Genomic DNA, 23587 nt, shown 5'->3' on the forward strand with positions numbered 1-23587 from the left:
TAAAAAAAAACGCTCGCTGCAACAGGTTTGATCAGCGAGCCGAGGAGAAAGTTTGTCAGCTATGCTATAATTGAAGAGATAATTTTGCTTCTAGAAGGGGTGTCACATGTCTATTGAATTAAAAAAAGGTGTTCGGTTAACGGTGCTACCGACCAAAAAGTATAAAACGATCCGTTTTTTCGTTCGGTTTACTGCACCATTGCAGGCTGAAATGACCGCCAAACGGACCTTATTGACCAGTTTATTAGAAACGACTAGTTTGGCTTATCCGACACAGACCGCATTTAGCAGCCAGCTGGCAGAGCTTTACGGTGCCAGCTTTGGTATGAATGTCAACAAACGGGGCAATCTGCATCAGATCAATGCAGCGATGTCCTTTGTCAACGGGAAGTACGTGTCAGATGAAGCAGTATTGCCGCAAGCAGCCGCTTTTTTAGCAGAAGTTTTGTTCCATCCGAATGCCCACGAGGAGCAATTTGAAGAAAAGAACTTCACCATCGAAAAGCACAACTTGATCGCCTATATGAACAGCGTGGCAGAAGATAAGCAAGCATTGGCTTCTTTAGGGCTGCAAGAGTTGTATTTCGAAAAGAATCAGAATCAGAAGTATCCGAGCTTTGGCCGTCCCCAAGACTTAGAAGCTGTGACCGCAAAAGAGCTTTACCAAACCTATCGCTCAATGATGGACAATGACCAAATCGATATTTTCGTGATCGGCGATGTGGTTGAAGCAGAAGTTGCAGCTCTCTTCCAAAACATGGCCTTTACCGATCGGCCAGACCAAGCAATGCCGGTCTTTTATCAGCAAGCGGCGGAAAATATCATTCGCGAGAAAATCTTGCGAGAACCAATCATCCAAGCCAAATTGAACTTAGGCTATCATACTGGCGTGTATTATGACCAAGCCGAGCGGATCGCCTTTATGGTCTTCAACGGGTTGTTTGGCGGATTCCCTCATTCAAAACTGTTTATGAATGTCCGAGAGAAAGAAAGTTTGGCGTATTATGCTTCCAGCAGTATCGATACATTTCGTGGGTACTTGTCGGTCCAAACAGGGATCGATGGCAAAAACCGCGACAAGGTCTTCAAATTGATCGAACAGCAGCTGCAAAGCTTGCAGCGTGGCGAAGTCACCGCAGAAGAACTGGCACAAACAAAAGCGATGTTGAAAAACCAGTACTTGCTTTCATTGGATAACCCACAAGCACTGATCGAAACAGCCTATCTGAATCAGTGGGTACCGAATACGAAAATGACGGAAGATGAATTTATGCAGAAATTGGCACAAGTGACCGTGGCAGATGTCCAAGCATTGGCTCAAAACGTGTCCTTGCAAGCTGTATTCTTCCTGGATAAGGAGACGACCCATGAATAAAAAAGTCTATCAGCAAATCAATGAGACCCTTTATGAAGAAGTATTGCCAAACGGCTTGAAAGTTTATTTGCTGCCAAAAGCCGATTTCCATAAAACTTACGGACTTTTCAGTACGAACTATGGCTCTGTCGACAATCATTTCGGGTTTTCACCCGAAGCATTGCATCAAGTCCCTGATGGCATTGCCCATTTTCTAGAGCACAAACTGTTTGAAAAAGAAGACGGCGATGTCTTTCAAACCTTTGGTCAGCAGGGGGCGTCTGCCAATGCCTTTACCAGTTTCACGAAAACCAGCTACCTTTTTTCGGCAACCGATCAAATCAAGCTGAACCTTGAAACGTTGATCGATTTCGTTCAAGCCCCGTATTTCACAGAAGAAACCGTCGAAAAAGAAAAAGGGATCATTGGTCAAGAAATCCAAATGTATGATGACGATCCGAACTGGCAGCAGTTTTTCGGCATCATCAAAAATCTGTATCCGAAGCACCCCTTGCATATCGATATCGCTGGTACGGTGGAAAGCATTGCGCAGATCACCGCAGAAGACTTGTATCTTTGCTACAATACTTTCTATCACCCAAGCAACATGACGCTTTTTGTGGTAGGCAATATCGATCCTGAAGAAACGATGGCGTGGATTCGGACCAATCAAGCGGCCAAGACCTTTCCAGAAACGCAGGCGATCATTCGCCAGTTTCCTGAAGAAACCGTTGCCGATATTCAAGCAGAATCAAGTCTTACCATGCCAGTAACACGTGCCAAAGGCGTATTAGGGATTAAAGGGGACTTGAACAAACTGCCGAAATCAGGAAGAGAGCTCTTACGCTTCAAAAATGCGTTGAATCTTTTCTGCCAATTGGTGTTAGGCAATACTTCCGCCAATTATTTGCGTTTGTATGATCAAGGCATCATCGACGACACATTTGGGTTTGAAGTGAACTTGGATCGCGGCTTTTACTTTGCCGACTTCTCGGGGGATTCTGAAGAGCCAGAAAAAATGTTGGCAGAGATCGAAGCGATCGTAATGAATTTCCCGCAAGATCCAGAGATCAATGAAGAAAACTTGACGTTATTGAAGAAGAAAATGCTAGGAAAATATTTCCAATCACTGAACTCACTGGAGTTTATCGCAAACCAGTTTACCCAAAGTTTATTCGGTGAAACGACGCTCTTTGATCTGCCAGAAGTGATCCAATCGATTACTTTGGAAGATGTCCAGCAAGCGGCTCGTTCCTTTATCGATCCCAAAGCGTTTAGTCGTTTTTACATGTATCCAACAGAAAAAGCCTAAGCGAAGGCTGGTTTTGTCAAACAGCTGTCATCTAAGCGACACTGACTGATTCAAGGAGGAACACCCAACAGAACAAGGGCTGGCCAACTCCTGAGTCATTCAGTGTTTTCTTTTTGCGTCAAAGGGTGGTTTTTTCTTGCAATTTGATGCCAATTTGGCGAAAAGTATTAAAATTTGTTTGCGAGTTGTGGTTAGGCTATCCTCAGACTTTTTCTTTTATGGTATTCTTTAATTATTGAAGCAAAATCTTTTTTTGTTTTTTTACAAAAAATCACGGAAAAAATGTTATATTTAGTAGACGGCGCGCTCAGATGGCAATCGGCGTGACGGAGTTTTTTTTATTGACGTATACAGGGAACCCCTGTTTTAAAATGATAGAGCAGCTTTGCTGATCTTACGACAAGCAGCGAAGCGATTTTAGGGCTTTTTTTAAAGATGAATAAAAGACTGGAGTAGATGATCGAGTGGCCAACGAAACAACGATTGGAGCAAAATTACGGCAAGCCCGTTTAGATAAAAACATTTCATTGATTGAATTACAACAAATGACAAAGATCCAAAAACGCTATTTAGAAGCAATTGAAGCAGAGCGATTTGATCAATTGCCAGGCACTTTTTATGTCCGTGCGTTTATTCGCCAATATGCAGCAGCGGTTGGAGAAGACGGCGACAAATTGGTAGCCGTTTTTGATGGCAAAGATACGTTAGACGCCCCCTTACCAAAAAGACCGCAGCCTGAAACCGTCAGCGGCTCACGAAAAGCACAGCACGTAGAAGAAAAAAGCGGCTCATTTGTCGTCCGCTATTTGCCGATGATTCTATTAGGTCTGGTGGCCATTACGATCGTGAGTATCGTGGGCTACATGGCTTGGCAAGACCGGAATACAACGCCGATGATCCAAGGAAGCTCTTCTCTTGTGGTAGAAAATTCAGCGTCTACCGCTTCCACCACGTCAAGTACGGAAGAAACCAGTACTTCGAGTGAAGTGACGGAGTCTTCAAGTACGACGGAATCCAGCGAAGCGAAAATGACGATGACTGCCAGTGATTCGACGCAATCGTCGATCACGATCACGATGAAAGATGCGGAAAATCCTATTGAATTAGCATTTACTGGGCTAGATGCTTCTTGTTGGGTCGGTGTACAAGTCGACAACGCTTATGTGTACCAATACACTGTTCAAGCGGGAGAAACGCAATCGATGATGCTGCCAGAAGGCGCCACGAATGCGACTTTGACCCTGGGCGCGAGCCAAAACATCTCCATCACTGCCAATGGTCAGGACGTGGACTTTTCTGATCCGCAATTTGAATTGTTACAAAAGACAGTCCGCCTCGTGATTGAATACCAAGACGATGCGGCATAAATCTGACAAATGCGCCTTATTGAGGTATCATTAGCTAAAAAGTTATCTGTTGCATCCGACCATTGAAAAGCAGAAGTAGTGGCATGATTTGCCGTTATTTCGTACAATAGTCGGCAGAGAGGAGTCTATTTCGTGAATTTACCCAATCAATTAACTGTATTACGGATCATTATGATCCCCATCTTTATTTTGGTCTTGGTTTTGCCAATCGATCTTGGTACGCTGACCGTTGGTACGACACAATTAGAAAACACGCACCTTATTGCAGCGATCCTTTTTGCGGCAGCCAGCATTACAGACTGGCTAGATGGCAAGATCGCTCGTTCCAGAGGCCTTGTTACCAACTTCGGGAAGTTTGCTGACCCGTTAGCAGATAAAATGCTCGTCATGACGGCTTTTATCATGCTGGTTGAATTAGACAAAGCCCCAGGCTGGGTAGTTTCGATCATCGTTTGCCGCGAGTTGGCAGTGACGGGTTTACGCTTGTTGTTAGTGGAACAAAGCGGGGAAGTCATGGCTGCTGCGTGGCCAGGGAAAATCAAAACCGCGACACAAATGGTTGCGATCATTTTCTTGTTCTTGAACAACATTCCCTTTTCAATGATCGGTTTGCCTATCGATCAAATCATGTTGTATCTATGTTTGATCTTCACGATCTATTCCGGGGTCGATTATTTCATAAAAAATACGAATGTTTTTAAAAATTCTATGTAAAATTTCTAGATCTAGATTTTCTAGATCTAGATAAAGAAGCGATAAAAACAAGGATACAAGTCACGAAAGTTCAGAAGTTTTCTGGACTTTTTTTGTCAATATGAAAGACTTTTACGTATCTGATAAATGAAGGAGTAAACGAATGAAAGCAGAAATTATTGCAGTCGGGACCGAATTACTTTTAGGACAGGTGGTGAATACGAACGCGACCTTCTTGTCAGAAGAACTGGCAAGTCTTGGGATCGATGTTTTTTATCATAGTGTTGTCGGGGACAACCCCAATCGCTTAGAAGAATTGCTGACGATCGCCGACAAACGCAGCGACTTGATCGTATTGTGCGGCGGCTTAGGGCCCACCGACGATGACTTGACGAAACAAGTCACTGCCCGTCATGTGGGACAAGAGTTAGTCAGAGATGAACCAGGTTATCACCAATTGAAAGCCTTCTTTGAAAACAGTCAACGGAGGATGACGGAAAACAATTTGCGGCAGACCCTCGTTTTTAAGGACGGTGTGTCTTTGCCAAATCCCAATGGACTAGCGATCGGGATCTTTTATCAGACAGCCGCTACCAGTTATTTGCTGCTGCCAGGACCACCAAGTGAACTACAGGCGATGTTTCTTACCCACGCAAAACCACTTCTGTTAGAGCAGTTTCCCCAAGAAGAGGTCTTGCTGTCTCGCGTTTTGCGCTATTACGGGATCGGGGAATCGGCATTGGTCACAGAATTGGCCGATTTGATCGAGAATCAAGTCAATCCCACCATCGCTCCTTATGCCAAACCCAATGAGGTCACGCTGCGTCTGACGGTCAAAACTGCAGACGAGGCGCAAGGGATCAAACAATTGGATGCGTTAGAAGAAACCGTCCAAGCACGGGTCGGTGCGTATTTCTATGGGTATGGGGAACAAAATTCGCTGGCAGAAACAGTCGTCGAGCGACTGATCGAGAAAAAGAAAACCGTCACCGCAGCGGAAAGTTTGACCGCTGGTTTGTTCCAAGCGACACTAGGAGGGATTCCTGGCGTCTCTGAGGTGTTTCCCGGTGGGTTCGTGACATATTCTGCTGCAACAAAAAGCAAGCTCTTAGGCATCGATCCAGGGCTTTTGGAAAGTTATGGAACTGTTAGCCAGGAATGTGCAGAAGCAATGGCCGTCTATGCCCGCAAACAAGCCGAGACTGATTATGCGGTGGCGTTTACTGGTGTTGCTGGTCCAGACGAGTTAGAAGGTCAGCCTAAAGGCACCGTTTGGATCGCCTTAGCTTCTGACAAAGGCGTCTCGAGCCAGCTGTATCACTTCAACCGCGACCGCGCCTATATTCGGCATAGTGCCGTCATGGCGGGCTTAAATCAAATACGTAAGGAATTTTTAAATTAATGCGAATGTTTGTTCGTTTTTTCTTGCAATTTCCCGTCAGAAGGACTATTATTATCTTATGAACGACACACGAAAGTGATGAATATAAGGAGGATTATCCGTTTGGCAGATGATCGTAAAGCAGCCTTAGATGCTGCACTAAAGAAGATTGAAAAGAACTATGGTAAAGGTGCCATCATGAAGCTTGGCGAAAAAGTTGATCAACAAATTTCAACGATCCCAAGTGGTTCATTGGCCTTGGATGTTGCATTAGGTGTAGGTGGTTACCCACGAGGACGGATCGTAGAAGTTTACGGCCCAGAAAGTTCTGGTAAAACGACAGTTGCTTTACATGCCATTGCGGAAGTCCAAAAAAATGGCGGAACAGCAGCATTTATCGATGCCGAACATGCGTTAGATCCTCAATATGCGCAAAAATTAGGCGTAAATATCGATGATCTTTTGTTATCACAACCAGATACAGGGGAACAAGGATTAGAGATCGCTGACGCCTTAGTTTCAAGTGGTGCGGTTGATATCGTGGTCATTGACTCGGTAGCAGCTTTAGTCCCACGGGCGGAGATCGACGGTGAAATGGGTGATACCCACGTTGGTTTGCAAGCACGTTTGATGTCACAAGCATTACGGAAACTTTCTGGTTCCATCAACAAAACGAAAACGATCGCGATCTTTATCAACCAAATTCGCGAAAAAGTTGGGATCATGTTCGGGAATCCAGAAACGACACCTGGTGGACGTGCGTTGAAATTCTATTCAACCATCCGTTTGGAAGTACGTCGTGCTGAGCAATTGAAATCCGGTACAGATATCATCGGGAACCGTACGAAGATCAAAGTAGTCAAAAACAAAGTAGCGCCACCATTTAAAGTAGCAGAAGTCGACATGATGTATGGTCAAGGGATTTCCCAAGAAGGCGAACTGCTGGATATGGCCGTGGAACAAGACATCGTCGATAAAAGCGGTGCGTGGTATGCCTATAAAGGGGATCGTATCGGTCAAGGTCGTGAAAACGCCAAAAACTACATGCGTGAACACCAAGAAATGATGTTAGAAGTTTCTGCTCGCGTCCGCGATGCTTACGGGATTGGAACAGGAGAGACCGTAACCCTTGAGGAAGCGCAAGAAGAATTACCATTAGACGACTAAGTCTTGAAAAAGCCAAACAACCTCGTTGTTTGGCTTTTTTGTGGCTTTTTGCTAGATTCGTCCATTGTTGAAAAAACATCCGTAAAAAGGAAGGGTTGCGAAAGTTTACTTTATTATTTAAAGTTGACACTCTTGTGTTCAAACATTAGAATAAACGTATGTGGATTTCCACATAAGAAGTAGCGAATTGATAATTTTGTTATCCTTTGTTAATCAAAATTACAAAATATTTAAAAAGATAGTATGGAGGTGGATTCATTGGAACTACTTTACATTCTCCTCGCTATCATCGGTTTAATTGTCGGTCTTGGATTAGGAGTTTATGTGACGAAATCTCGTCATGAGAAAGAAATCAACGGCGCCCAAAATTCTGCAGCTGGAATTATCGAAAGCGCTAAGAAAGAAGCAGAAACTCTTAAAAAAGAAGCATTGTTAGAAGCTAAGGAAGAAAATCAGAAGTATCGGTCAGAGATTGAAAGTGAGTTGAAAGAAAGCAAACTTGATTTAAAATCACAAGAAAATCGTTTACTCCAAAGAGAACAAGTTCTTGATCGTAAGGACGATTCTTTGGAAAAACGAGAACGCTCACTTGAAGATAAAGAAGGCAGACTTAGTGAGAAACAACAATTAATTGACGAGCGAGAAAAAGAAGTAGAAAACTTAATCGATGGACAACAGAAAGAATTAGAGCGCATCGCTGCGCTGTCTAGAGATGAAGCAAAAGAGTTGATCATGAAATCAACGGAAGAGGAATTGAACCATGAATTAACGATCATGGTCAAAGAATCTGAACAGCGTGCGAAGGAAGAAGCAGATCGAAAAGCAAAAAATCTCTTGTCCTTAGCAATCCAACGTTGTGCCGCAGACCAAGTGTCTGAAACCACGGTATCGGTCGTATCATTGCCAAACGATGAGATGAAAGGTCGAATCATCGGAAGAGAAGGTCGGAACATTCGCACCCTTGAAACATTGACAGGGATCGATTTGATCATTGATGACACGCCAGAAGCAGTCGTCTTATCAGGATTTGATCCGATTCGCCGTGAAATTGCTCGTATGACCCTTGAAAAACTGATTCAAGACGGCCGGATCCATCCAGCTCGAATTGAAGAAATGGTCGAAAAATCTCGGAAAGAAATGGATGAGCATATTCGTGAATATGGGGAACAAGCAGCCTTTGAAGTCGGCGCCCACACCCTTCATCCAGACTTGATCAAGATTTTAGGTCGTTTGCGTTTCCGTACCAGCTACGGACAAAACGTCTTGAACCACTCGATCGAAGTCGCAAAACTAACCGGTGTTCTTGCCGCAGAATTAGGCGAAGATATCCAGTTAGCCAAACGTGCTGGACTCTTGCATGATATCGGGAAAGCCCTTGACCATGAAATTGAAGGCTCTCACGTTGAGATCGGGGCTGAGTTAGCTGCCAAATACAAAGAAAATGGTGTGGTGATCAATGCGATTGCTTCTCACCATGGAGATGTTGAAGCAACATCGGTTATCTCTGTTTTAGTTGCAGCCGCAGATGCCTTGTCAGCAGCCCGTCCAGGTGCCCGCAGCGAATCATTGGAAAATTATATTCGCCGCTTGCAAAACCTAGAAAATATCGCCAACGGCTTCAAAGGGGTCGATTCCAGTTTTGCAGTCCAAGCCGGACGTGAAGTCCGTGTAATGGTCAAACCAGAAGAGATTTCTGATTTGGATGCTGTACGATTGGTTCGCGACATCCGCAAGAAGATCGAAGACGATTTGGATTACCCAGGTCATATCAAAGTAACCGTTATTCGCGAGACCCGCGCAACGGATTACGCCAAATAGCAAGCAAAAGCAGTATCCTCTCAGAGGATACTGCTTTTTTGTGTAGCTGATTGTCAATAAGGACGGCTGAGTTGTGCAAAATCGACTCTATTTCATCAGTCCCATAAATGATCGTGCCTTTTTTATTCGTCGGCAACAGAACAACGAACAAGCAAAAGGATGGCTCGATAGCGACAGAGGCGAAAAATGGGAGGATCGATCCAGTATTATCGATTGGGGGGCTATTGAAAAACAAAACAGACCCAGACTTCTCGGGGAAGTCCAGGTCTGTTTCATGTGTTTCACGTCTATACGTCCATCAAATCTTGCGTCGGCGGGCAAAGTCCACAAAGCGGAATTTATCCAGTCGGTGGATCGATTCGGTGTATTCAAAACAGCGCGTGTCTTCTAGATACACGAGGCTGCGAACCGTAACGACATGCTGATCTTCAGGACGCAGATCCATTAGATCCCGCAATTCTTTGTTGACGGGGTCAACAGTGATTTCTTTTTGTGCATAAGCGATCTCAAGGCCAAGATCATTTTCAAAGTAATCAAAAATCGATACTTTCGCTCGGTTTTCTGGCAACTCTTCGATGATAGAAGCATCAAGGTAATCTTTATCCAAAATCACCACTTCTCCATCAATTCTCCGCTGACGGATCAGTTTCCATGCCTCAGAAGCAACAGGCCAACCAGTGGTCTCGTGCAGCTTTGGCGAAACGGCGATCTTGCGGATCTCGACAACCTTTGTTTCACTAGGAATGCGTTGGGTATCTTGCAGCTCTCGAAAACTCGTCAAGCCAGAAATCGGGAAATCAAAGCGATTCAAGTCTAAAACGATTGAACCTTTCCCTTGTTTCTTTTGGATATAACCAGCATCCCGCAATAAATTCAATGCCTTACGGACAGTCTCGCGGGAGACACCATAAGTTTTGATCAATTGGTTTTCGCTAGGCAGCAAAGAATGCGGAGGGTATTCGTTTGCTAGAATTTTTTGTTCTAAATCTAAAAATATTTCTTTGAACTTGTTCATCGGATTGCCCCCTCTTTGGCTATTATAGCGAGGCCAATTTGGAAATGCAATCGACTATTTCGCCAAAAGTTCGTCAATGTTTAGGTCCGTTAATTTTTCAACGATCACATCTGTACCGTGTAATTCTTCTCCTGAATAAACACCTACCGCATACATACCAGCAGCTTTGATGCCGTCGATCCCTGCTTGAGCATCTTCAAAGCCAACTGCTTCTGCCGGTTCAATGCCTAGTGCCAGCGCTGCTTGGATAAAGATTTCTGGATCTGGTTTGCCTTTTTTCAAGGTTGCTGGGTCAACGATCGTATCAAAGTCTTGCATGACCCCAAGTTTGTCCAAAATAAACGGTGCATTTTTGGATGCCGAAGCGATCGCACAAGGAATGTTTTTTGCTTTGGCTTCATCAAGGAATGTCTTCACCCCTGGCAATAGATCATCAGGAGTCAAGCTTTGTAACAATTGTACATAGTGGGTATTTTTCTTCGTCGCTAACGCTTCTTTTTCGACTTCTGTGTAGGCATCATTTTTGTTGCCTAGGGTTAAGATTCGCTCTAAAGAGTCCATGCGGCTGATGCCTTTTAACTGCTCGTTGAACTTCAAATCGATCTCGATCCCGATCTCCGCAGCTAATTCTTTCCATGCAATGTAGTGGTATTTGGCCGTATCCGTGATAACGCCGTCTAAATCAAAAACAAATCCTTTTTTCATGTGTAACACTCCTTTTAGTAAGTAATCGTTGCTTCTTTCTTTGCTTCTAGAGAAACTTGTTGCCCATTCACTAAGATCGTGACTGGCTGATCAGCGGTAATCGTCAATGTTTCATGTGTAACATTCATTGCAAAGCGGGTGCCGCGAACTTCTAGCTGAAAGGCTAAGCTGTCCCAAGCTTTCGGCAAGTTTGGCGTGATCTGCAGCTGCTCTTCTCGAATATCGATCCCAGCAAAAGTGGTTAATGGAATAAACAACGTAGCAGCCATGACACCGGCGTGAATGCCTTCTGCTGTAGTCCCGCCTTGGATATCACGGTAATCAGAAGAGAGGGCTTCTTGGTATAACGACCAAGCCAACTCCTGATCATCTACCATTGCCGCCAACTGGGCATGAACGATGCGTGACAACGTCGAGCCGTGGGAGGTACGAGCCAAGTAATAATGGAGATTTTTTTCAATATAGTCTGTTGGCAGCTGGTAAGAAAGATCTGCCAAAATCTGATTGACTTGCTCTTTTGAGAAATTGTAGAAAATCATCAAACTATCCGCTTGTTTCGCGACTTTGTAGCTGTCAGCACTCTTGCCTTCAGCGTTCAAGATGCGGTCCATCCGATAGATGTTGCCATATTTCTCTTTGTAGTGAGCCCAATCCAGATCTTCCAGCTGGAAGTACCCTTCAAATTGTGCAATGATGCCTTCTGGATCAATCTCTAAGCCCAGCTTGGTACGAATATCTGCCATAGCAGCAATATCTGCAGGGGTTAAAGCCGTTTTCTCTAATACCGCTTGGAAGCTCTCTGCGGAAAGTTGTTGTTGAAGGTTCTCGATCTCTTCAAACAACCATACTACCATCATATTGGTATAGGCGTTGTTTTTCAAGCCGCCTTGTTCACTATTTGGGTAGCTTTCATGAAATTCATCTGGTCCCATGACTTTATCGATAAAGTAACGTTGAGCAGCATCATCCCAGGTGGCAGCACTTTGCCAGAAATGAGCGACTTCTAACATCAATTCTAACCCATATTGTTCCATGAAGACTCGATCTTGCGTGTTGTGCCAGTATTGCCAAATGTTATAAGCGATCGCTAAGGAGACATGGCGTTGCAAGCGACTGTGATCTTCTTTCCATTCGCCGCTGATAGGGTTCAAATGCAGTTCTTGGGATTGCTCACTGCCATCCAATCCTGATTGCCATGGGAACATGGCGCCTTGGTAGCCAGCTTTTTGGGCATCTTTTTTGGCAGCAGCTAAGCGGCGGTAGCGATACAGCAGAATTTCTTTGGCGGTGTCAGGAAAATGTAGAATGTAAAACGGTAAGATAAACAGTTCATCCCAGAAAATATGACCGCGATAGGCTTCACCATGTAGGCCACGGGCAGTGATACTGGCATCTAAGGACTCCTGATAAGCATTCGGTGCTGCGGAGACCAGCAGATGATACGTATGCAGATTCAGCATTTTTTGCGACATCAAGTCACCAGTGATTTCGATGGCCGCTTTTGCCCATAATTCAGCCCAGGCTTGTTTTGAGGCGGTATACATCGTCGCAAAATCAGGTAATGCTAAGGAAGAAAACGTAAATGCCGGTTGCGGCTCTTCTTGGCGATAAGCGGCAACAGTAACTGATTTTTCGACCCGATAAGTTTGTCCTTCCGTCACCTCAAGGGTTACTTGTTGACGGACGACCTGGTCATTTGTTTCAGCTTGCAGCTCAGCCAATGGTAGGTCCTGTGAAAACAGTTCAGAGGATTGGACAACGGTAATCTGTGATTGGTTAGTGGTGACCACTAAATGCGCTTTGTTTTGTTCAGCTGCTGCCTCTTTCACGGTCAAATGCTGGTTAGTTAAACTACGGTAACGAGCGACGTTATAGTTATAGACCGATCCGTCGGCTTCACTGACGAAGGTAAGGGTGCCAGAAAAGTTCAGCGGAGTAAACTGATAGACCAAACTGTATTGGTGAACGTCTTGCATATTGGCGATCTTCTTCGTTTCGATTCGCAGACGCTTTTGTTTTTTGGTTTCAATTTCTGCCACTGATTGGAACAAGCCGGTCTTCAAATCCAATGTCCGTTTAAAGGAAAGGAGCTGATTGTTGGCGATATCGATCACTTCATCATCGATCTTTACGTACATTTTTTGCAGATTCGGTGCATTGACGAAGTCTTCATTGCTGATGGTATGACCAGAAACATCCGATTCCACCGTATTGTAAAGACTTGCTAAATACAGTCCTGGATAGTTCGCTTCACAAATGGTCATCTCAGGCGTTGTGCCTCGCAGCCCTAAATAGCCGTTACCGACGGTTAAAAGTGACTCCACCGAGTATTCATCTTTACCAGGGGTGTAGCCATAGTATTCGAGGCGCCAAGGAATTTCAGCAGTTTTTTCTTCATACTGTTCTTTCGTAGTGCAAACAAAGGGACGATTCAATTTTTCTGTCAACCATTGGTCCAGTGAAAAAGTCCCTTCTTCATTTGTAAACACCAGCGATTCAGAGACGATCCCGCCACCTTCCATTTGTTGCAGCTGCGCGGTCAGTACGGCAACGCGCTCACTGTCAGTCCCAGAAAACGGATAGGTCGTACCAGTTTGATCCGTTAACAGCCATTGTTCCTTAGACAATATAATCGTATTCACAGTAGTTGTCCTCCTTTAAACTTGTCTATACATGCAAAATGATTATAACGTAAATTGTAAGCTATTTCAATTTATCTAGCCTGTTTTTTTATTCTTTTTTGTCAAATAAACAGTAAATAAAGTTGTTGGCAATATTATTTTATATTAATGAAACATTTTAAAAAACGTTTATTTATCAAGGTTTTTATATGGTACCTTTGCTATTTGCTTGTATTGTTTATAGAAAAAGTAAAAAAAAATGGTTTGAAACGCTTGCAATATCAAAATTATCAAGTTATGATTAGTGCGTAATCAAAACATATATATACAAGTGGAGATGAAAGGGGTTTATTAATTATGGGAAAGTATCGTGATGATGCTGAGAAGCTGCTGGAATATGTTGGCGGCAAAGAAAATATCGCCGCAGTAACACATTGCGCGACACGGATGCGTTTTGTTTTGAACGATCAGTCAAAAGCAAACGAAAAGGCAATTGAAGAAATTCCAAGTGTCAAAGGAATGTTTACCAATGCGGGACAATTCCAAGTCATTATCGGCAATGATGTCTCAACGTTTTACAATGATTTTACCGATGTATCAGGAATAGAAGGTGTTTCTAAAGAACAAAGTAAAGCGATTGCAAAAAACAATCAAAATATCGTGCAACGAGCGATCGCTACGTTAGCTGAGATCTTTACCCCGTTATTACCAGCGATTATTGTCGGTGGTTTGATGCTAGGGCTGAGAAATTTCTTAGAAGGTGTACCGCTAGAAGCTCTAGGTGGACAAACCATTACACAAGCTTCTACTTTTTGGAACGGTGTCAACGGCTTTTTATGGCTGCCCTGTGAAGCCATCTTTCACTTTCTACCAGTAGGGATTACTTGGAGTATTACACGTAAGATGGGAACCACGCAAATATTAGGGATTGTTTTAGGGATTACATTGGTTTCACCGCAATTATTAAATGCTTATTCAGTAAGTTCAACTTCTGCTGCAGAAATTGCTCAAAATTATACGTGGGACTTCGGGTTCTTCACTATTGATAAAATTGGGTATCAAGCACAAGTGATCCCAGCAATGCTGGCAGGTTTCTTATTGGTTTATCTTGAAAGATTCTTCCGGAAATGGATTCCAGAAGCGGTTTCAATGATCTTCGTTCCATTGTTCTCATTGCTGCCAACTATTTTAGCAGCCCACATGGTGTTAGGTCCAATCGGTTGGCAAATCGGATCAGGCATTTCTTGGGTCGTAAATGCTGGCTTGACCTCACCATTAAACTGGTTATTTGGTTTCATTTTCGGTGGCTTGTATGCGCCTTTGGTTATTACCGGATTGCATCATACAACGCTAGCGATCGACTCTCAATTAGTAGCGGATTTTGGGACAACCAACCTTTGGCCAATGATCATGCTGTCAAATATTGCGCAAGGTACGGCAGTATTGGCGATTTGGTTCCTTCACCGTGGCAATAAAAAAGAAGAACAAGTCTCTGTTCCAGCAACGATTTCTGCTTACATGGGGGTTACTGAACCAGCGATGTTCGGGATCAATTTGAAATATGTTTACCCATTTGTCGCAGCAATGGTAGGTTCTGCCTTTGGTGGAATGCTGATCACTGCAACGAATACCCGTGCATTAGGTATTGGTGTAGGGGGACTGCCTGGCTTCTTATCATTTAAAATTGAAAACTATCCAATGGTCTTCATCTCAATGGCGGTGACGATTGCCATCACGTTTGTTTGCACCATCATCTTTAGAAAAGTTACCTTCTTAAATAAATTAGAACCGCAATTGGCTGCTGATACAGCTGCAGCAGCGGCTGTTGCACCAACGACGGCTGCACCGACAACTGCAGCCCCAGAAGCGGCACAAGTTTCAGAAGAAACCCTTTATGCCCCAGCTGATGGGAAAGTAGTTGCCATCACTGAAGTTTCTGATCCTGTCTTTTCTCAAAAAATGATGGGTGACGGCTTTGCTGTTCAGCCAACGAATGGAACGATTTATGCTCCTGTTGCAGGTACGATCTCTAGCATTTTTGAAACAAAGCATGCAATTGGGATTTTAACGTCTGGTGGCGCGGAAGTTCTTGTTCATATGGGCTTAGATACTGTGGAATTAAAAGGTGCGCCATTTGAGGTCCTTGTTTCTGAAGGTGACACGGTCACACCAGAAACGAAGATTGCAGTGATGGATCTAGATGCAGTGACCGCTGCTGGCAAACAGACAGATGTTTTAACAGTCATCACGAATGCCGAAAAAGTGCGTCAGCTTTCATTGACGACCACAGGCACAGTGACAGCCAAAACAGCGGTTGGTTCCGCTGAATTAAACTAAAAAAATAATCCGTTTCCGAGAGCGCCCTTTGACTAAGAAGGGGGATCGGAAGCGGATTTTTTTATGGCCGCCCTCAAGGGAGAGCGGCTTTTGTCTTGGTTTTCAATGGGTAAAGCCGCAGTTAGCTGACGGCTTTTTTGTCGGTGCTTTTACGGAAGTAGTTGATCGTTAATAGGAAAGTCAGTAAGACTAAGGCCCACAAAAAGAATAAGGCGATTTGAGAGCCGATGACCGTCCCTTGGGTGTAATCGGTCGCCGCATTTTGTGCCAAATTGATGATGGTCGCCACCACAGCCGTCGCCACTGCACCAGAAAATTGCTGTAGCGTATTAAAGATCGCATTACCGTCCGCGTACAACGCAGGAGTCAGCTTGTTTAAGCCGGTGGTCATCATATTGCTGTAGGCTAAGCCGATCCCGATCATGTAAAAGACATGTCCAGCAACTAGGCTCCAAATGAAAGGCGAACGCAAAACGAGGGCTAAGGAAAGCCAACCGATGGCAATCAACGTCAAACCAGACAGGATCGGTTTTTTCGGTCCAACTTTATCCAGCAACCGACCAGAGATCGGCGCAAGGATCGCCCCGATCGCCGCCCCAGGAAGCATAACTAATCCTGCAGTAAAGGCATCTTTTCCCAAGACGAGTTGGACAAAGTTCGGCAAGACAAAGGAAATGCCCAGTAAAAGGAACTGACAAACAAGAAAGCCAAACAGAAACAAACTGAAGCTACGGTTTTTCAAAACAGCCAAACGAATCAAAGGGTTCGGGCCTTTTGAGCGTTGATAAAACAAGCCAGCACCAATGAAACCGAAAAGCAGCGGCAGTAGACTCGCTAAGGTGCCTACTTGATTCAAGAACAATAAGAAGCCGCTGAACATCAAGACGATTCCTAATACACTCAGTAAATCCAGGGAAGTGTCTTTTGCCCCAGCCGTTTTAGGGATCGAGTAAAGGCCGAGTACTAGGGAGATCAGCAAGACTGGGATCAAGAAAAGAAAGATCGCATTCCAAGACCAATGGGCGGTCAATAAGCCCCCATATGTCGGTCCGATCGCTGGAGCGATGGAAGTGGTCAAATTCCCTAAGCCGATTGTCGCTCCCCGTTTTTCAAAGGGGGAGTAAGTCAAAATGATGTGGAACATCAAAGGCAGTGCGATCCCTGTGCTGGCACCTTGGAAAAAGCGGCCAATCAGCAAAACGGCAAACGTCGGCGATAAAAAGTCGATCACCAAGCCAACAAGGAAAAAGGCATTGGCAGCTAGAAACAAGGTTCTCAATGAGAAGCGTTTCAAAAGGTAGGTCGATATTGGGACAATGATGGAGATGACAAGTAAGTAGATGGTCGTCACCCATTGAACATCGGATGTTGAAAGCGTAAATTGATCGATCAATGTCGGAAACGTTACATTCATGGCTGTTTCAATCAGCACACCTGCAAATGACATCAATCCGGTTGCGAGGATCGCCCCCACGAGTTTTTTGTTGTTTTCCATATTCTCACCTCTAAAAATTCGCAAAAAAAGAGACCGTTTCTATTCTCATAGAAACCGCCTCTCTCTCGACAAGCGAACCCGCTTGTTATCTGTACGATTTAATCTATCGCTATTCTACTGACTTCATAAGAAAGTGTCAAGAGAAGTGGATAAAAAAATAGCAAAAAACTTTTTTGAAAGTTTTCAAACTTTTACTTACACGAAAAATTTTCTTCTGCTAGAATAGTCGAGTACGAAAAAGAGAAAGGAAGTTGTTACATGCCCATCAACAAAAAAGAAAGTTTGATCTATACGACACTTATGTGTATTTTTATGGTGTATTTTATGAGTGTTTATAACCTCATGTTTCAAGTCGGTGTTTCTGCATTGGCATTCCAATTGGCGTGGAATGAATTGCCATTAGCCCTTTGTGTGGCCTTTATTTTGGATTGGTTCATTGTTTCTGGTCCGGCAAAAGGTTTGGCGTTTCGATTTTTGGACCATCAATCAGCTACTTGGAAAAAAATCGGGTTGATTTCTTCATTGATGATCGCCGGCATGGTGATCTGTATGTCACTCTTTGGTGCGTTGATGCACCCAAACCCTGATCACTCGGTGTTCGTCAATTGGCTAAGCAACATTGGGAAAAATGTGATCGTCGCATTGCCGTTGCAATTGTTCATTGCAGGTCCAATCGTTCGCCGAGTGTTTCGCGCCTTGTTTCCTATTGGCACTGTGCAAGAACAGCCAGTACTAGGGGAATAATCGATCATTAGAAAAAACGTACTGCAGACAGGTTCTGCCAAGGTTAGCTAAAACAGCTGGCTTGGCGATACCTGGACTTGCGGCACGTTTTTTTGCTTTTATAGACAGCAAAAAAACCCATAGGATGGTATGGGTTTTTCTGGTTACCCTATGAAATAGGATACAGGATGTACCTATATAGTAATATGGTTCCGTCAAAAAGAGAAGTTCAATTTTTTCACCGATACATGAAATTAATGCAAATTGATAGTTTTTCTGACGAAAAAATCAACTTATAATTATTTTCCGTCTGTTATTCCGTATAGAAACCAACGAGTTGATACCAGCGACGATGCTCAATATGGTAGGCATCAGGTGAGTAGCCTGACATTGAAAAACCGATAAAGGTGATGACCAGTCCGAGAATAATAAACAACAGACTGAGAAAAACGAAAAAGCGCTTATTGATTTTGATCATAGGACTGCCTTCTTTCGATAGTTTTGAACAAATGATTTCGGCCAAACAACAAGGGAGTGGGTAAGACGTGAAAAAGGTCGGCTCATACTATAAGTGGCGATCAGGCAAAGCAGCCCTAAACCAAATAAGAAAATCCCCATGCCTAACTGACTTAAAAAGAGATAGAAACCATCCGCCATCAGCATGGGACTTAAGACAACGCTGGCGATCCCACCGATAAACGTAGTGACACCAATCATGCCAGTGGTGAAAGGCACACACCAGATGATTATTAAAAAGCTTAGGATCAGCAAAGCGGCACTTAACAAGAGGCTGCCCCACAATGGGAAGCCCAGTACTAAAATCAAGAGCAAAAAGGGATGAAAGCGGCGGGGAATCTCTACTACGACCTCTTCCGTTTCGGTAACTGCTTGGATCAGTTCTTTTGGGGAGCCAAGGCGTGCCACGGCTTCTTCTTCGGTGTATCCTTCTTCCATCAAATCTTCGATCATCTCGTCATAATAGTTGATCAGCTGATGAATCTCGCTAGGTCTGACTTTTTCAGATAATTCCGCAGCCAATGCCTTGATAAAATCAACTCTGTTCATCTAATGTTCCTCCTTTAATAAATCGCTGGATCAATGTCAATTGGGGCCAGTCGTTGGTTAAAAAATCGTCGATCCGCTGTTTTCCGATTTTGGTCAAGCGGTAATATTTTCGGGTCCGTCCTTGATGGCTTTTATTATAAGTCTCAACCGCTCGGCTGGCTTCTAAGCGCTTCAAGATAGGATAGAGCGTTGATTCTGAGATTGGCAGTAAAGGAGATATGTTTTTGACTAATTCATAGCCATAAGAGTCACCATGCTGCAAATAAGCCAACACACAAATTTCCAATAATCCTTTTTTTAATTGGGCATCCAAAGGCTCTCCTCCTGTTCATACTCATACTATACATTACATAGTATCATTCCACAAGCAGCACCAGTCAAAATCAGCCTTAAGTCTGAGCACCATAAGACAACAAGAGTTTCTTTAATAAAATGGTCAAAAATAAAAAATAAAATTAAGAAAATCGGCGGAAAGTATAGGTTAACGTGCTCTTTTTTGTTAAAGTAGAAGTATAAAGATTACTTTCAGTAAGAAAATGGGCGTTGGTTGTGCTTCTAAAAGCTGCAAGTAGTCAAAGTGAATGAGACGAACATCAGCAAGAATTGGTGACGTCCAGAAAGGAAGGGGTATTATGAGAAAAGCAACGATTACGAAAAAATATTTGATCAATTGCTTAAAAAAATATCTGGTGGAATATCTTTATCGACCAATCACTGTCCGCGACATTGCTAAATATGCACGAACATCGACCCAACCGATCTATTTAAATTTTTCAAACATGCAAAATTATAAACAGGCGATGGTTGATGATGTGTTTCGCGACATTCACGAAACAAAAAAAGAGTCAGAAGAGACACTCGATTCCTTATACAGCTTTTGGCAGGACTATTACGTATTTGCCAGCCGCAATCGTAACCTCTTTTTCGCACTTTTTTTAAATGATATTGGCTGTGGTCCTTACATAAAAGAGCGTTCTTTTGCTTATTTTCAAGAAGCAATTGCTGAATCAGCTGTTTTTCAATGTGCGCATAAAAGCGATCTGAGAAAATATCATGAAGAAGCCTTGATCTTTTTTAGTGGGTTGGTATTGCTGTTTATTCGTGAAGGGTGTAGTGACAGCAAGAATGATTTTATGAAAGATACCATTGAGTATTGGGAACGAATGTTAAAGGAACCAAAAAGCGCGCCACGTGATCGGGGACCGCAAGCATTGTTAGAGGCTGGTGCGTTTGCTGTAGAAGAATAGGTACTTGAAATCAAGCATTAAAATAAATATCTGAATATTTCGACACCAAAAAACCGTTAGTGATCAAACATTCTTCACTAACGGTTTTTTTTGAGGAGGCAAGTCTTGCGGTATGAGTAGAACAATTGTGGTTTTTTCACCTTTTACTGATTGAATCGCTAAGGAAGCTTGCGTGCCATAGTACAGTGCTAGCCGCTGGCGTACATTGTTGATACCATAATGTTGATCAGAAGGTTGCTCCAGTTGTTTTAGCTGTTCAGGATCAATCCCGGGACCATTGTCTTGAATCTCAAACCGCAGCCATTGTCCTTCTTTGAGGCAGCGGATCGTCAATACACCTCTGCGGTCATCTTCAATATGATCCAGCCCATGAAAGACGGCATTTTCGACAAACGGCTGCAAGAGTAGATTGATCATCGGATATTCATCGATATTTGAGTCAATTTCGAGGACTAAATCAAAGGAATGGTGATGCATTTTTTGCTGAATTTTAGCATAGGTGATCGTCAGATCGAGTTCTTTGCTGACGGATAACCGATTGGATCCTTGGTTTAGGCTGAGACGGTAGAATCGAGACAGCAGCTGAGCCATCTCACGGATTTCGTGGTTGCCGTTTAGTGTGGCAGTATTGCTGATCAATGCTAAGGAATTATAAAAGAAATGCGGATTGATCTGGGCTTGCAGAGCTCGCAATTCGTATTCTTTTTGTTTCAGTTCGGCTTCATACACTTCATTGATCAGCTCAGCGATTTTATCTAGCATTTTTTGAAAATTGGTGTATAACTGTCCAACTTCATCTTCTGAAGAATAACTATGCTCGATTTTGAATTGATCCATTGATAAAGAAGCCATTTGCTGGGCCAAAGAATTGATCGGCTGTACCACTGTTTTTGCTAGCCACCAGCTGGATAAAACCAATATCACTAATACAAAACCAAAGATAATGAGTGCCGCACCAACTAGATACAGTAGACTGCTGAAAAATGACTGTGCGGTTTTAACAAAAACGATTTGCCAATGATTATCCAGCAGTACAGGGGCTTCTTCAATAACTGCGCTTCCAACCAACCACTGTTTTTGAGTACGCTGCTGCTTCGTCAAATAATCAATGCGGTAAAGCGTCTGCCCGGTCTCTGACTGGATCGTCAAATCGTAAGGTTCTTCAGTGACTGCATCAAGATTCGTGAACAATGCTGCTCGATCGATGGTCAAAACGATGTAGTTTAGGGAATCTGCGGTATGGCCTTTTAAAAAAAGGTTGGTATAAAAAGAAAGTTCCTCCCGTTCTTTGTCAAAATACGTGCGAATTTCAGTCGAGGGTTTCTCTTTGAGAAAAGGTAGCGCCGTGTCAGCAGTGATTTTTTTGACATATTGCCCATGATCATAAAGATCGATCGTGGTGTATAGCGTGATGCCTTTGATATCTGCTTGCGGAAAACGAACACTGTGAAACAAAGGCACGATCGTATTTTGAAAGAGATTGTATTGATCAAAGTTTGAGAAGCGTTGACTAGAAAGTTCTTGCGTCAAGGCGGTATTGTTGGCTAAGAAAAGCAGGCTGTCCCGATAGGTATGGATCTTGCTTTCTAACTGATAGCTGATACTTTTGAGATTATCGGAGTAAGCACTTTTTTCCTGCTGTTGGATAAAGGCTCGGATGATAGATACCCCGACAAAGGTCAAAACGATCAGAGGAACAATGCTTGAAAGAATCGAAATAAGGGCGATCTTTTTTTGAAAACGAAAATTTTTAAAACAATCGTGGACTTTTCTTAACAAGAGGGACCTCTCTTTCTATAGGCATCCGGCGTCATTCCGACAATTTCTCGGAACGTTTTGCAAAAATAGGAATAATGATTAAAGCCAACTTGTTTGGAGATAGTTCGAATGCTGCAGTTCGAGTTCTTTAAACGCTTCTGAGCCTGTTTGATACGGTAAGACTTGATGTATTTGGTGATACCCATGCCTTCAGAAGTACTGAATAATTCGCTTAGGTAGTTAGGATTGATATTGACTTCCTTTGCTAAGCGCTCCAAGCTCAACTCTTGGTGAAAATGAGCGAATATATAGGATTTTACTTGGCGCACATAGTCATTTGACTGACTCCCGTTGATTTGAAGCAGTGCATCATGGATATAACGGAAGAGGGCATCAAAAATATCCGCAATTAATTGTAGACTTGGCGCTTCCAGTATTTTTCCGATCTGATTAGCGCCATGCTCCGCATCAAAGGCGATCGTGCACTGATCGATGATGGTTTGATAAAAGGTCGCAAAATAAAATTTGGTATTGGTTGGTTCCTCACGTCCATTTGTTTCAAAGCAGTCGAAAACTGTTTTCACAAGCGCGTGTGCTTTTTTACTTTCGTATTGATTCACATACGAAACGGTTTTTTCAAAAAGAGCTTTCTTGACGATGTAGTGATCTCCCGGAAGCAGCTGGCAGATTTTCCCTTTGTTTTGCTGATAAAAAGACCGCTGACTGGTCTTCAGTAAGTCATGATAGGTGCCGTACACCCCGGAATGATGGGGAACTGGTCCGCTGTCAAAAAGTGTTATTTTTTGCTGAAACTGCTCGGAAAAATAGGTAGTCAAGTTGTTTTTTCGCTCCTCGATTTCCCTTTTTGGCAAAGGTTCGTTAAAAAAGAGCAGTTGTGCTGGAGCTAAAAACAAACTGAACATTTCAGGAAATGCAGCAGACAGCGAAGGAACAAAATCCGGCGCATTCCAAGAATCCAGCGGCCAAGTAACGAGAAAAAAAGAGGGATGAGTCTTAAAAAAATCTTGTGCAACCGATTGCTCTTCTTTCGGCAGTGAATGCCAAGGATAGCCATAAAAAAGTTTACTCAAAATCTCTTTCAAGTAATGGGTTTGTGCGATTGTTTTTGTGTAAGAGCGCTGCTTTTGTTGATCAATAAAAAGAATGATTTTATTTATTTGTTCATAAAAATCATCAGGGTCGATTGGTTTTAAGAGGTAGTCAACCGCTTGTAACTGTATGGCTTTTTTTACATAATGAAAATCTTCAAAGCCGCTGATAAACATCACAGGAATTTCAGGAACTGCTTCTTTGATTCTCGCTACGAGGGCATGTCCATCCATAAAGGGCATCTTTACGTCGGTAATTATCAAGTCAAAGGGCTGTTTCTGAAAAAGTTGCCAGGCTTCGCGGCCATTTTTGGCTTCTTCGATCCGCCATTCTTTTTCATGCTGACTCAAGAAGTATTTGATCACTTCTCTTTGATCGTAGCTGTCATCAGCAAGCAGCAGTCGGTACATGGTTTTCGC

Annotated in this window: 19 protein-coding genes; 10 read left to right on the forward strand and 9 right to left on the reverse strand. The window is 43.3% G+C overall.

Translation table 11 applies throughout. The features are described 5' to 3' along the window. Window positions 1-106: 106 nt before the first annotated feature. From yfmF to rny, 7 genes are all read left to right on the forward strand, one after another. A complete protein-coding gene (gene yfmF / locus ACI3E5_RS00320; RefSeq protein WP_325844872.1) occupies window positions 107-1375 on the forward strand; it encodes an EF-P 5-aminopentanol modification-associated protein YfmF in 1269 nt (422 codons plus the stop codon). Continuing rightward, entirely contained in the window at window positions 1368-2666 is a 1299-nt protein-coding gene (gene yfmH, locus ACI3E5_RS00325; RefSeq protein ID WP_015508691.1) for an EF-P 5-aminopentanol modification-associated protein YfmH, read from the forward strand. The genes yfmF and yfmH overlap by 8 nt, the downstream gene beginning before the upstream one ends. A gap of 464 nt (window positions 2667-3130) precedes the next feature. Next, window positions 3131-4033: a helix-turn-helix domain-containing protein gene (locus ACI3E5_RS00330; protein ID WP_325844871.1), complete on the forward strand. Its 903-nt coding sequence runs from the start codon at window positions 3131-3133 to the stop codon at window positions 4031-4033. 132 nt (window positions 4034-4165) lie between these two features. Further along, a complete protein-coding gene (pgsA, locus tag ACI3E5_RS00335) occupies window positions 4166-4747 on the forward strand; it encodes a CDP-diacylglycerol--glycerol-3-phosphate 3-phosphatidyltransferase (RefSeq protein ID WP_034859101.1) in 582 nt (193 codons plus the stop codon). A gap of 142 nt (window positions 4748-4889) precedes the next feature. Next, complete coding sequence (locus ACI3E5_RS00340; protein ID WP_347482857.1) at window positions 4890-6128, forward strand: competence/damage-inducible protein A; 1239 nt, start codon at window positions 4890-4892, stop codon at window positions 6126-6128. A 102-nt stretch (window positions 6129-6230) separates the two neighbouring features. Then, window positions 6231-7274 (forward strand): recombinase RecA, encoded by a 1044-nt coding sequence (recA, locus tag ACI3E5_RS00345; RefSeq protein WP_005226448.1) that lies wholly within the window; start codon window positions 6231-6233, stop codon window positions 7272-7274. 243 nt (window positions 7275-7517) lie between these two features. Further along, complete coding sequence (rny, locus tag ACI3E5_RS00350) at window positions 7518-9092, forward strand: ribonuclease Y (RefSeq protein WP_005232891.1); 1575 nt, start codon at window positions 7518-7520, stop codon at window positions 9090-9092. A 298-nt stretch (window positions 9093-9390) separates the two neighbouring features. Here rny and treR read toward each other — a convergent pair whose 3' ends face one another. From treR to ACI3E5_RS00365, 3 genes are read right to left on the reverse strand one after another with little or no spacing between them, the layout of a single operon-like run. After that, window positions 9391-10107 (reverse strand): trehalose operon repressor, encoded by a 717-nt coding sequence (gene treR / locus ACI3E5_RS00355; protein ID WP_005226457.1) that lies wholly within the window; start codon window positions 10105-10107, stop codon window positions 9391-9393. Window positions 10108-10161: 54 nt separating this feature from the next. Then, window positions 10162-10812: a beta-phosphoglucomutase gene (gene pgmB, locus ACI3E5_RS00360; RefSeq protein ID WP_347482858.1), complete on the reverse strand. Its 651-nt coding sequence runs from the start codon at window positions 10810-10812 to the stop codon at window positions 10162-10164. 14 nt (window positions 10813-10826) lie between these two features. Continuing rightward, window positions 10827-13454: a glycoside hydrolase family 65 protein gene (locus ACI3E5_RS00365; protein ID WP_498820698.1), complete on the reverse strand. Its 2628-nt coding sequence runs from the start codon at window positions 13452-13454 to the stop codon at window positions 10827-10829. Window positions 13455-13790: 336 nt separating this feature from the next. Between ACI3E5_RS00365 and treP the strand changes: the two genes are divergently transcribed. Further along, window positions 13791-15770, forward strand: coding sequence for a PTS system trehalose-specific EIIBC component (gene treP / locus ACI3E5_RS00370; RefSeq protein WP_074934335.1), 1980 nt, complete (start codon window positions 13791-13793; stop codon window positions 15768-15770). Window positions 15771-15891: 121 nt separating this feature from the next. Here treP and ACI3E5_RS00375 read toward each other — a convergent pair whose 3' ends face one another. Then, window positions 15892-17265: an MFS transporter gene (locus ACI3E5_RS00375; protein ID WP_074934334.1), complete on the reverse strand. Its 1374-nt coding sequence runs from the start codon at window positions 17263-17265 to the stop codon at window positions 15892-15894. A 258-nt stretch (window positions 17266-17523) separates the two neighbouring features. Between ACI3E5_RS00375 and ACI3E5_RS00380 the strand changes: the two genes are divergently transcribed. After that, complete coding sequence (locus tag ACI3E5_RS00380; protein WP_005226468.1) at window positions 17524-18009, forward strand: DUF2798 domain-containing protein; 486 nt, start codon at window positions 17524-17526, stop codon at window positions 18007-18009. A gap of 292 nt (window positions 18010-18301) precedes the next feature. Here ACI3E5_RS00380 and ACI3E5_RS00385 read toward each other — a convergent pair whose 3' ends face one another. Genes ACI3E5_RS00385 through ACI3E5_RS00395 form a run of 3 tightly spaced genes read right to left on the reverse strand, consistent with a single transcriptional unit; the run spans window position 18302 to window position 19366 of the window. After that, on the reverse strand, window positions 18302-18466 hold the full coding sequence (locus ACI3E5_RS00385; RefSeq protein ID WP_005226470.1) for a hypothetical protein: 165 nt from the start codon (window positions 18464-18466) through the stop codon (window positions 18302-18304). After that, window positions 18463-19053, reverse strand: coding sequence for a DUF1700 domain-containing protein (locus ACI3E5_RS00390; RefSeq protein ID WP_010748498.1), 591 nt, complete (start codon window positions 19051-19053; stop codon window positions 18463-18465). The genes ACI3E5_RS00385 and ACI3E5_RS00390 overlap by 4 nt, the downstream gene beginning before the upstream one ends. After that, on the reverse strand, window positions 19040-19366 hold the full coding sequence (locus ACI3E5_RS00395) for a PadR family transcriptional regulator (RefSeq protein ID WP_005226473.1): 327 nt from the start codon (window positions 19364-19366) through the stop codon (window positions 19040-19042). Before ACI3E5_RS00395 ends, ACI3E5_RS00390 begins: the two co-directional genes overlap by 14 nt. Before the next feature lie 319 nt (window positions 19367-19685). Here ACI3E5_RS00395 and ACI3E5_RS00400 point away from each other — a divergent pair, with 319 nt between their 5' ends. Continuing rightward, the gene (locus ACI3E5_RS00400; protein WP_185953965.1) at window positions 19686-20300 is read left to right on the forward strand and encodes a TetR/AcrR family transcriptional regulator; all 615 of its coding nucleotides are present in this window, start codon (window positions 19686-19688) and stop codon (window positions 20298-20300) included. Between the two features lie 63 nt (window positions 20301-20363). On the opposite strand, the gene ACI3E5_RS00405 is transcribed toward ACI3E5_RS00400, so the two are convergent. After that, window positions 20364-22079 (reverse strand): sensor histidine kinase, encoded by a 1716-nt coding sequence (locus ACI3E5_RS00405; RefSeq protein WP_015508701.1) that lies wholly within the window; start codon window positions 22077-22079, stop codon window positions 20364-20366. Next, window positions 22073-23578: a response regulator transcription factor gene (locus tag ACI3E5_RS00410; RefSeq protein WP_123833474.1), complete on the reverse strand. Its 1506-nt coding sequence runs from the start codon at window positions 23576-23578 to the stop codon at window positions 22073-22075. The genes ACI3E5_RS00405 and ACI3E5_RS00410 overlap by 7 nt, the downstream gene beginning before the upstream one ends. Window positions 23579-23587: the final 9 nt, after the last annotated feature.

Source organism: Candidatus Enterococcus avicola (assembly GCF_047470845.1).
In the GTDB taxonomy this organism is placed as follows: Bacteria; Bacillota; Bacilli; order Lactobacillales; family Enterococcaceae; genus Enterococcus_D; species Enterococcus_D casseliflavus.

What these genes read in the sequence shown, in the direction of transcription:
- ACI3E5_RS00400 (WP_185953965.1), top strand. Translation starts at nt 19,686, where the DNA reads ATGAGAAAAGCAACGATTACGAAAAAATATTTGATCAATTGCTTAAAA.
- pgmB (WP_347482858.1), bottom strand. Translation starts at nt 10,812, where the DNA reads ATGAAAAAAGGATTTGTTTTTGATTTAGACGGCGTTATCACGGATACG.
- ACI3E5_RS00375 (WP_074934334.1), bottom strand. Translation starts at nt 17,265, where the DNA reads ATGGAAAACAACAAAAAACTCGTGGGGGCGATCCTCGCAACCGGATTG.
- treR (WP_005226457.1), bottom strand. Translation starts at nt 10,107, where the DNA reads ATGAACAAGTTCAAAGAAATATTTTTAGATTTAGAACAAAAAATTCTA.
- ACI3E5_RS00390 (WP_010748498.1), bottom strand. Translation starts at nt 19,053, where the DNA reads ATGAACAGAGTTGATTTTATCAAGGCATTGGCTGCGGAATTATCTGAA.
- ACI3E5_RS00385 (WP_005226470.1), bottom strand. Translation starts at nt 18,466, where the DNA reads ATGATCAAAATCAATAAGCGCTTTTTCGTTTTTCTCAGTCTGTTGTTT.
- ACI3E5_RS00340 (WP_347482857.1), top strand. Translation starts at nt 4,890, where the DNA reads ATGAAAGCAGAAATTATTGCAGTCGGGACCGAATTACTTTTAGGACAG.
- rny (WP_005232891.1), top strand. Translation starts at nt 7,518, where the DNA reads ATGGAGGTGGATTCATTGGAACTACTTTACATTCTCCTCGCTATCATC.
- ACI3E5_RS00410 (WP_123833474.1), bottom strand. Translation starts at nt 23,578, where the DNA reads ATGTACCGACTGCTGCTTGCTGATGACAGCTACGATCAAAGAGAAGTG.
- ACI3E5_RS00380 (WP_005226468.1), top strand. Translation starts at nt 17,524, where the DNA reads ATGCCCATCAACAAAAAAGAAAGTTTGATCTATACGACACTTATGTGT.
- yfmF (WP_325844872.1), top strand. Translation starts at nt 107, where the DNA reads ATGTCTATTGAATTAAAAAAAGGTGTTCGGTTAACGGTGCTACCGACC.
- yfmH (WP_015508691.1), top strand. Translation starts at nt 1,368, where the DNA reads ATGAATAAAAAAGTCTATCAGCAAATCAATGAGACCCTTTATGAAGAA.
- treP (WP_074934335.1), top strand. Translation starts at nt 13,791, where the DNA reads ATGGGAAAGTATCGTGATGATGCTGAGAAGCTGCTGGAATATGTTGGC.